Here is a 9,743-nt window from a genome sequence, read left to right as displayed (position 1 = left end):
AAGCCACCTTTTATAATTGAACCATGCGGTTCAATCAAGCATCCGGTATTAGCCCCGGTTTCCCGGAGTTATCCCAGTCTTACAGGCAGGTTACCCACGTGTTACTCACCCGTCCGCCGCTAACATCAGGGAGCAAGCTCCCATCTGTCCGCTCGACTTGCATGTATTAGGCACGCCGCCAGCGTTCGTCCTGAGCCAGGATCAAACTCTCCATGAAGTTTGATAATGACTACGCACAACAAATGTGCGATTTATTTAATGAATTAACAGGTACGTTTGTCTTGTTTAGTTTTCAAAGATCATTCTAAAATTGGAGCGGGTGATGAGAATCGAACTCACGACATCAGCTTGGAAGGCTGAGGTTTTACCACTAAACTACACCCGCATTGCAAATATATGGCGCGCCCGAGAGGAGTCGAACCCCTAACCTTTTGATCCGTAGTCAAACGCTCTATCCAATTGAGCTACGGGCGCTTCATCAGGCGACTTAACTATAATACTATGAATATCAGTTGAAGTCAAGAAGTTTTTTGAAGCTTTTCTGCCGAAAAGGATGAAGCTTTTTTGTTTCGACTTTATCCATTATACACATTTTGAGGATTTTGTACACCCTTTAAATGATGAATATTATATCGGCATTTCGAAGTTGTAACTTCGTTGTCTCAGCGACGAATAATAATATATCATGCTTTCAATTCATCCGTCAACACTTTTTTCGTTTTTTTATACCTCTAAAAAAATTAGGCTTACAGCCATTCATAATAGATGACGTTTACCGGACCTTTTCATCTTATGTGATGTTTTATTGAATGTTCCCCGCTTCATCAAGTTATATATGGAACCGAAGCTGTAAATCGTTAACTTTGACATCACTCTTACGCGGTCATTTAATGAAGCTTTTATTTTATGAACGGCTTTTAAGATATCCTAAGGGTGCCTCAAATAGGCTGCTTTTACGCATCGTTTACAAAAATACAGGCAGAAATCTTTGTTATAGGAAGATTTCTGCCTGCAAACTGCAAATGTTTTATCTATAACCCCACCTGCCTGCCCCTTAACAATTCAAATTGTCATCCGCTGATTTTAGCGCTCGCGTCGCTTGGTGCTTTTTCCGATTTGTAGTTGCGGAAATTATGCTCAAGCTGTTCAAGTGTGAGACCTTTTGTTTCAGGAAGGAATTTTTTCACGAATGCAATGGAAAGAAGTCCAAGTCCGACAAAAATGTAGAATGTCGAGGACAGCCCGATCGCATCAAGCAATATCGGGAACGAAAATCCGACAAAGAAATTGACGATCCACAAACAAAACACGGTGACGCCCATCCCGAGGCCGCGAACGCGAAGCGGGAATATTTCAGAAAGCATGAGCCATGTTACAGGAGAAATGGCGCCTTGCTGGAATGCAAGAAAGGTTACAGTCAGCGTAAGTACGACATACGGAAGAGCAGCTGAGCCTTGAAGGGCGTTTGAGAAGATGCCGATCAGCAGCAAAGCTGATGTCGTCCCTATTAAACCGGTTATCAGCATCGGTCTGCGCCCAACCTTCCCTAAAAGCCAAATCCCCACGAATGTCGCTAAAACTGAAATGACACCGTTTGCAATATTTCCGATAAGTGCAGCTTTTGTTTCAAATCCGGCATTTTTGAGTATTTCTGTACCGTAATACATGATAGAGTTTACGCCGGTAATCTGCTGAACGACGGCGATCCCGATTCCGAGAAATACGATTCGGCGCACCCACGGAACAGCCAGGTCTTTATAATTCGCTTTTTTCATTTCAGATTCTTTCATGACTGCAGCTTCGATTTCAGCAACTTCCGAATGCGCCCTTTTTTCCTCGCGGATTCTTTTCAGAACGCCCAGCGCCGCTTCATTTTTTCCTTTAGAGACAAGCCAGCGCGGACTTTCGGGCATTCTCAGCATACCAAAGAACAAGAATATAGCCGGTACTGCGGCAATCGCCAGCATGTAACGCCAAACATGGGAACTATCCCCCATTGTGGTTCCGAGGATGGCATTGAAAGTAAATGCCAAGAGCTGTCCGGAGACAATCATTAATTCATTTTGGGTAACCATTCGTCCCCTTTTTTCTGAAGGAGACATTTCAGCCAAGTAAGTCGGTACCGTAACAGATGCTCCCCCTACAGCAACTCCAAGCAGGAACCGAGAGATGACCATAATCGTCACATCAGGCGCAAGCGTACATCCGAGCGTCGAGAAAAAGAAAAGCACAGCTAGAAAAATGATGTTTTTGCGGCGCCCGATATAATCGGAGAGTCTTCCGCCGAATACCGCCCCCAATGCCGCTCCCAAGAGAAGCGAACTTGCGACAAGCCCTTCTGTAAATGCAGTCAGGTTCAGCTGATCTCCTTCAGACATATAAGGCAAGGCACCGTTGATCACTCCGGTGTCATATCCGAATAGAAGTCCGCCGAACGTCGAGACTAAAATAATAGTACGCAAAAATGATTTCTGATTTCCCTGTTCATTCATATTGATTTCCCCCGCCTTTGTTTTAAAAAATTGATTTATTTCCAAAGGTTTTCGAAAACATCCTTAATAGGAGCTCATTTCTTTTCCTAAAAGACTCATATCTAACTTTCGAAAGTCTCGCCAGCCACCCCCTTAACAGAAAATTGAAAATTTTATTTTGATGGAAGCCGGAGCTTCCGCACAACCAATTACCTACCATGACATATCTTGGAATCGCTTTCATTTGTATGCCGTTTAAATACATTGTTAGATTATAGTTATGTTTTTGGTACATCTTTGTTAGGTCTGATATTATCATAATTTTAAAAGCGCTTTCAGTCAACATAAATTTCAGAAAACTTATCTTTTTTTTATTTTAAAAAGCGCTATTAATGGTGTCATGATAGGAATTCCATCCAATTCACATGATTTCATTTCTTTTTTTTATTATTTATCAGCATTTTTTCACTCTTGTCATTTCATAGTGATCTTTTTGTCACTTTTTTGTGATGTGTGGAATTTTAGTCCCAATAAAAAAATACCAAGGGGCTTCCCCTCAGTATTTTTTCCTGCCTGCAGCGGACATTTCAATTATCTGTGAACAGCAACATGAATCAGCTTTCCTTTAACCGCAAGGCGCCCTTCGGTTTTCACGGCTTTGTCACATGTCATCAGCGTAATTTCTTTTTCTTTCGTCTCTTGAATCACATCTGTGTCCGTTTCAGAAATGAATTGTTTGGATGTCACAGTGTATATATAGTCTTTTTTAAAGTCTGTGATTTTAACGGTGTCCCCTTTTTTAATGTTGATAAGAGGACCGAATAAGAGGTTCTCCCGCTTCATATGATGTCCGGCCAGCGGGTAGTTGCCCTCGCCCATTTTCTGATCGGGACGCATTGTTGTCGCTCCGTAAAGAAGATTTTGATTGGTTGTGCCTTTCAATATCGGCAGCTTGATATTGACGCTGCTTATGGTGATCCGGCCGATGACCGCTTTCGGCTCAGGATCGAGACCGGCTTTTACTGTTTCCATAAAAGAAGGCGGCTGAATCGCTTCAAAATCAAATGACGCCTTTTGCGCATTGTTTTGTTCCGCCTGTTCAGCAGTCAATTCAAAACTTTTATTCTTGTTGAGATTGATGATGATGCTTTCTTTAATAAAAGGAGACAAGACGAAGAATATACCTGATATGACAAGCACGGCAACGATCATTTTTTTATACATGTCTCACAGTCCTTTCTAACCTTAATGTCAAATGAACGAATGCCGTTTTTCAAAAAAGCACCTGACCGGTTTCATGATCAGGTGCATAAATGATTCGTTTAAGCCTTTCTATGTTTCTTTCTTGTGAAGAAAGCGAAGACTCCTCCAGACAAAATCAGCAGGATGCCGATCATGATCGGCATGATGTTGTCTGTGTCACCGGTTTTCGGAAGCGCATCACCTTTAGGATCTCCGTTCGAATTTCGGTCCGGTGTGCCTTTGTTATCTGTTTTAGGGTCTCCCGAATTCCGGTTCGGTGTGCCTTTGTCAACAGCCGGCGTTTTCAGCTTTTCATTGGACGCTGTGATCTCGACCGGTTTTGTCTGTCCTTTTTTAATTTCAAAAGGAATCGGCGTTTCATCGAGCTTATAGCCGTCAGGCGCCTTCGTTTCGACAAATTGATAGCGCCCAGGTGCCAATCCTTCCGCTGTGAACTGCCCATTTTGATCTGTCGTCCAGAATGCCGGCAGCTTTTTCCCGTTGCCTCCGGCTTTAACAGGCTTTCCATCGACATCGAGCAGCTTGAATTCGGCTCCTTTTAAAACAGCCTTTTTATCGTTACGGTCCACTTTCGTCAGTCTCGCATCGCCCGGTGTCAATTGGTTCTCTACAGTCATTTCAATTGGCTTTGTATCCGTATTTTTGACTGTGAACAATATTGGCGTCTCATCCAATTGATAATGTTTAGGTGCTTTTGTTTCGACAAACTGGTAGTTACCAGGCTTAAGGCCGTACACTGTGATCCGGCCGTCTGCGTCTGTTGCCAAACCGGTTTTCAGCACCTTGCCGGTTTCATCTCTCAAATCGAACTGCGCCCCCTGAAGTCCGGCGCTCTTGTCATCCTGGCCGACTTTTGTGAGGACAACGCTGTTTTTCTTGTTGAGAGCCGTCAGTTTAACCTGTTTCGGCTCACCTTCGTGTTCCCCGGTAATGGAAAATGGAATCGGATCTGTTGACAGCAGGTAGCCGTCAGGCGCATGTTTTTCAACAAATTGATAGCTTCCCGGCGCCAAACCGCCAGCCTCAATTTTGCCGCCTTCTTTAGAGATCAAATCGTCTTTGACCGTTTTGCCTTCGCTGTCAATGATTTTAAACACGGCTCCTTCTAATCCATTGCCGTCTTCATCTTTTTTCTGCAAATAAACCGAACCTTTGTAGTTGACCGCTTTTCCTGCATCTACATGTACAGGTTTTCCCTCAGCGGAATCCGGGATGACAAACTCTATTTTCCCGCTGTTCAATACAAATCCAGCGGGCGCTTTCGTTTCTACGAAGGCATATCGCCCAGGAGCCAGGCCTGAAGCCGTAACGGTTCCATTTTGATCTGAGACCAGTTCCTCCTGCACGGTATTCCCGTTTTGATCTGCGATCTTAAAGACGGCTCCTTCAAGCTTGCGGCCTTCCGCATCTTCTTTTGTCAAATGAACCGAACCTTTATGATTAACGGCGGCGCCTGCATCAACCGGCTCCGGTTTCCCTTCAGCTGAGCCCGGGATGGTGAATTCAATTTGACTGGTGTTTAACATAAAGCCTTCGGGGGCCTTCGTTTCCACGAAAGCATAGCGACCAGGCGCAAGGCCTGAAGCTGCAATTTCCCCGTCTTCATCGGAAGTGAGCTTTTCATGAACGGTGTTGCCTTCATGATCAACGATCTTAAATTCAGCGCCCTTCAGCGTATGGCCTTCTGCATCCTCTTTTGTCAAATAAACCGAGCCTTTATAGTTGACGGCTTTGCCTGCGTCCACGGATTCCGGTTTTTCTTTTGCCGATTCAGATATGGTAAACTCGATTGCCTTACTGTTTAACACAAAGCCCTCGGGCGCTTTGGTTTCGACAAATGCGTAGCGGCCAGGCGCAAGATCAGATACTGCGATTTTCCCGTCTTGATCGGAAGTAAGCTTTTCATGAACGGTGTTGCCTTCATGATCGATGAGCTTGAATTCAGCCCCCTCTAACTGACGGCCTTCTGCATCTTCTTTCGTTAAATGCGCTCTGCCTTTATAGTTGATCAATGTTCCTAAATCAACGTCAGGTACTTGATTCTTATCATTCGTTTTGACGGAGAAGCTGATTTCTTTTGTATTTAAGAGATATCCTTCAGGAGCTTTCGTTTCCAGCAAACGATAATCACCGGGCGGTAAACCGTTGATTTCAACTTTCCCGTTTTCATCGCTCTTAATATTCGTACGTATTGTCGTAAAGGTGCCATCACCGGATTTTTTCTCCAGCTTGAACACGGCTCCTCCCAAAGGATTCTTTTGTTCGTCTTGTTTGATAAGCGTCACCTTATTCTTCTCATTCACGACTTTGTAAAGCGCTCCGGCGCTGGAAGAGCTGCTGTTAATCTCAACGGAGACCCCGTCTGCGTAGGCGTCGCTGATCGTATATCCGTCAGGCGCCTGGATTTCTTTTAAAACGTAAGTGCCGTAGCGGATATTGCCGAACGTCAGCTTGCCGTCGTCGTCAGTCGTTCCTGTCCGCAGAAGCTGCTCATTATCTTTTGTCCGCAATTGAAAATCTGCTCCGGAAAGCGGTGTGCCGCCTTCCCCCGTTTTAAGAATTGTCAGGCTTCCTCTTTCACCTGAGCCTGAACCGCCGCCGCTTGAAACGGCAACAAAGACCGAGCTGTTGTTTTCCTGGGTCTGTTCCTGAACATTCGTTCCCGAAATCGACACTTTGTTGTGAACATGACCGCTCGTGCCGGCAATATTGATTAATGATTGGTATTGAATAACATAGGCGCGGTCGATTTTTTTGTAATCGCCTATAAATTTCAGAACAAATGATTGTTCACCGGTTGCATTGTCGGTCTTGATGTCCAGTGTATAGTCCTCGCCTTTTTGAAGCTGAACATCATCCGGGACAAGATTTCCGCCACTGTCTTTGACTGCACCTTTTTCATCGTATTTAGCCTGATAAACTTTAAAAGAATCTTCAGCTAAAATTTGATTGGTATCCGGAGTATCGGTGACTTTTACGTCCTCTAATACCGACTGGCTCGCGTTGACATTAATGCTCCAATCGACATAACCTCCGTTTTGTTTGCCTCCTTTGAAAACGAGGCTTCCTCCGTCGGCGACCGAAACGGATGCCGTCAACTCACGCTCTGAATATCCGGCATTATAGTACGTCGCCTTGTTGGTGTAAGGGTCACGCTTAATGACCTGCCCTTTAAGCGATGTTTTAAATTCAATAAGATACGGGACGGAATCGTCCGTTTTCAAATGGACAGTCAGCGTTTGTTTATTGTCAGCCGACGGCTCTTCCACATCATATTGTGAAGCGGGCAGGATGTCTCCTTCTGTGATGGAACCGTCTTTATTGACTGCATAGCTCTTGACGACAACCGATCCTTTAACAAATTGCTGATCATCTGCTAAAGCATCTTTAATATAAGGATTCTTTGACGGCTCTCCATTATAGTTGATGCCGATTTTCCACGTGATTTCTTTTGAAACAGCGTTATATGAGCCGTTTTTGAAGCCGTTGTGGGATGTCTGGCGATTCGGCGTAAAACTGCTCGCTTCCTTATTTCTGCGTTCAGTGCTGCTGTGATCAGTCCAGGTTGATTCAGCCGTGTTTTTGACATTTTCGTTTGAAAAGTCGGCATTCATATTCGTTGTATACGTGATCTTAAACTGGCTGTTTGTTATTGCATAATCTCCGATGAGTTCCAGGAGAAAACCTTCATGATCCGGTTTTATTGTCAATGTATAGTCTTTGCCTTCTTCAAGCGTTTTGTTATTCGTCACATCCTGAAGACGGAATGATCCGTCGAGGAGCGCGAGCCCGCCGCTTTCGAAACTGTCGTCCAACTTCCAATTGTTCATCGTGTAGTTGTTTTTGTTGATTGCGATCGTCCAATCGACCGTTTTCTTCTGGTAATCAATGTTTGAAAAGCCTTTTATCAAGTTCTGCTGAATGGCTGTACCTGAAGCTTTCTTTGATTCCCCTGTTCCGGTCACTGCGGTGTTCGTATACGTTGTTGATTTATCAATGATCACTCCGCTGTTGACCTCGGTTTGATACGTGATTTTGTAAGCTCCGGTAACATTTTGGTTAAATTTGATTTCAAACCCGCTTCCACTATTGGAGAGCGTATAGTCTTTGCCCTCTGTTAGAGGCGTTCCCGCCTGTTCACTTCCGTTCTGATTGAAAGTAATCGGAATCACCTTCAAGGAATCTGAAACAAGCTGCAAATCATCGGAACCAAACGAATCCGTTATACTCGCCTTGGATTCGTCAATCTTTTTCTCTCCGTAGTTATATAAAATCGTCCAGCTGAAAGTTTGTGAATCGCTTTTATAACCTGTCGACGATTTTTCGATCATTTTCCCGTATTTGGCTGTGACCGAGGCCTCTGCGGAAGCCGGTTCCAGATTGTCTCCGCCGAATGTCGCCTTATTCGTAAATGCAGCGTTTCCGCCTTCGTCCGGCTTTGCGGAGTCATCGATGTCCGTCACATAGATCAGGCGATAAGCCGAATCAATCTCACCGTCAAATGTGACATTTCCACTTGCGTCTACGGTGTATCCTGAAAGAACTTCATCTCCCTGGCTGACTGAACCATCTATGTTGACATCTAGTTGATAAACTTTGACAGAACGATAGATCAGCCCCTCTGGAAAGTTCTCGGTCAGCTTGGCATTTTTGACTTGATCCAATTTTTTGTTGAGGTCGACTGTCCATGTGACTTGCCCCGGATTGATGCCTTTATCAAAAGTTCCGGATTTATCGATGGTTTTGCTTACGTTTGGTTTAAAATAAACCGTTACCTCCGGAGTGTCTGATTTCACCGGGAAAGGAATCTTTTGAGTCGTTGAACCTTTTATTTTTTGTTCGTTGAACTGCGTATTGACAAACAACGTCCCTTTGACTTTCGAATCTGTTTTCACTTCACCATTAAACGTCATCACAACATGGCCTTTTGTATCAATTGAAAAATAGCCGTACGTGATGCCGCCTGAGCTTAATGGCTGATTCGTAATATCGTTGTACATAATGAAAGCTTCAGGCAGATCAAATTCATAGCGATCGCCGTCATTTATCGTCTTTCCGAGCTCATCCGGGATGTCCCAAGTGATTGAAATTTTTGCCGGAGAATTCGTGTTGGCTCGGTTGCTTTTGTCATAAGGCTTTCCGTGTTCATCCGTCAGCGTCACACCAGTTAAAATATTTTGGGTGATTTGATTGCCTCCGGACGCAAGGCTCCCGGCTGCCGCTAGTCTTGAAGATGCTGGCGGTTTTGAATCGCTGCTCTCAGCGTCGGCAGCTTTTGTCTTCGTTTCCTCTTCGTCCTGCTCCCCTGAAGATTTTGATTGATCGTCCGCTGCTGCCTGATCGTCCTCAGATGACGGAGAATCGTTTTTCGCCGTTTCCGATTCGGAGCCTGTATTTACGGGTATGACTGCTTGCTGCGTCTTGCCTGCTCCGAGTTGAAAAAGAGCGGTGACCGTTTTTGTACCGCTTTTCACATCAGCGGCAAACTTTGCTTCCAGAGTGATGGACCCTTTTGCCTCTGCAGTGCTGTTCAAGGCTACGGTCATAATGTTGCTGTCTGCTTTCACCTCATAGCTGCCGATGATCTGCTGATCTGCCGATTTCACATCTCCCTCGGCATCTTGAGCGAATTCGAAGCTTTTAGGTACCTCTACAGTGAAGCTTTTTTCGGCGCCGGCTTCTTCATCGTTTTTTAACGACCACTCGTATGTGAGTGTCACTTTGTCACCCGGTTTTAATGCCGGGTCGTTTCCCTTTGAGCCGTCAACCGTTTGATCTTCGCTGTTTTTGATTATCACTGAATCAAAAAACGCGCTGCTCCCTGTTGATGTGCCGGCAGCCACTGCCGTCAGTGTAAACCCGACAACTTGACTGAAGATCAAATACAATGCCAGGCAAGTGATCAAAAATGATTTCAGCCCTCTTCTTTTGCTGAGGCTGAACGAATATTTTTTCGATCTCAAATTGTGATTCCTCCCCTTTTATCATGTTTTTGTGTACGGATCGATT

3 protein-coding genes, 2 tRNA genes and 1 rRNA gene are annotated in these 9,743 nt (G+C 44.7%); all 6 read right to left on the bottom strand.

Annotation, left to right across the window (positions count from 1 at the left end; genetic code table 11):
* A 16S ribosomal RNA gene (locus MST20_RS19545) occupies positions 1–217 on the bottom strand; the annotation flags it as partial.
* Positions 218–311: 94 nt separating this feature from the next.
* Positions 312–385, bottom strand: a tRNA-Gly gene (locus tag MST20_RS19540).
* Between the two features lie 12 nt (positions 386–397).
* Positions 398–474: transfer RNA gene (locus MST20_RS19535), tRNA-Arg, on the bottom strand.
* Positions 475–1,070: 596 nt separating this feature from the next.
* Entirely contained in the window at positions 1,071–2,492 is a 1,422-nt protein-coding gene (locus MST20_RS19530; protein ID WP_243944316.1) for a sugar porter family MFS transporter, read from the bottom strand.
* A gap of 570 nt (positions 2,493–3,062) precedes the next feature.
* Positions 3,063–3,695 carry a class A sortase gene (locus MST20_RS19525; protein WP_243944315.1) on the bottom strand — a complete coding sequence of 211 codons (633 nt, stop codon included), beginning with the start codon at positions 3,693–3,695 and terminating at the stop codon, positions 3,063–3,065.
* A gap of 98 nt (positions 3,696–3,793) precedes the next feature.
* Entirely contained in the window at positions 3,794–9,697 is a 5,904-nt protein-coding gene (locus MST20_RS19520; protein ID WP_243944314.1) for a SpaA isopeptide-forming pilin-related protein, read from the bottom strand.
* Positions 9,698–9,743: the final 46 nt, after the last annotated feature.

This window comes from Bacillus sp. B19-2 (assembly GCF_022832475.1).
Classification (GTDB): Bacteria; Bacillota; Bacilli; order Bacillales; family Bacillaceae; genus Bacillus; species Bacillus paralicheniformis.
This window is presented reverse-complemented; position numbering and strand designations above follow the sequence as displayed.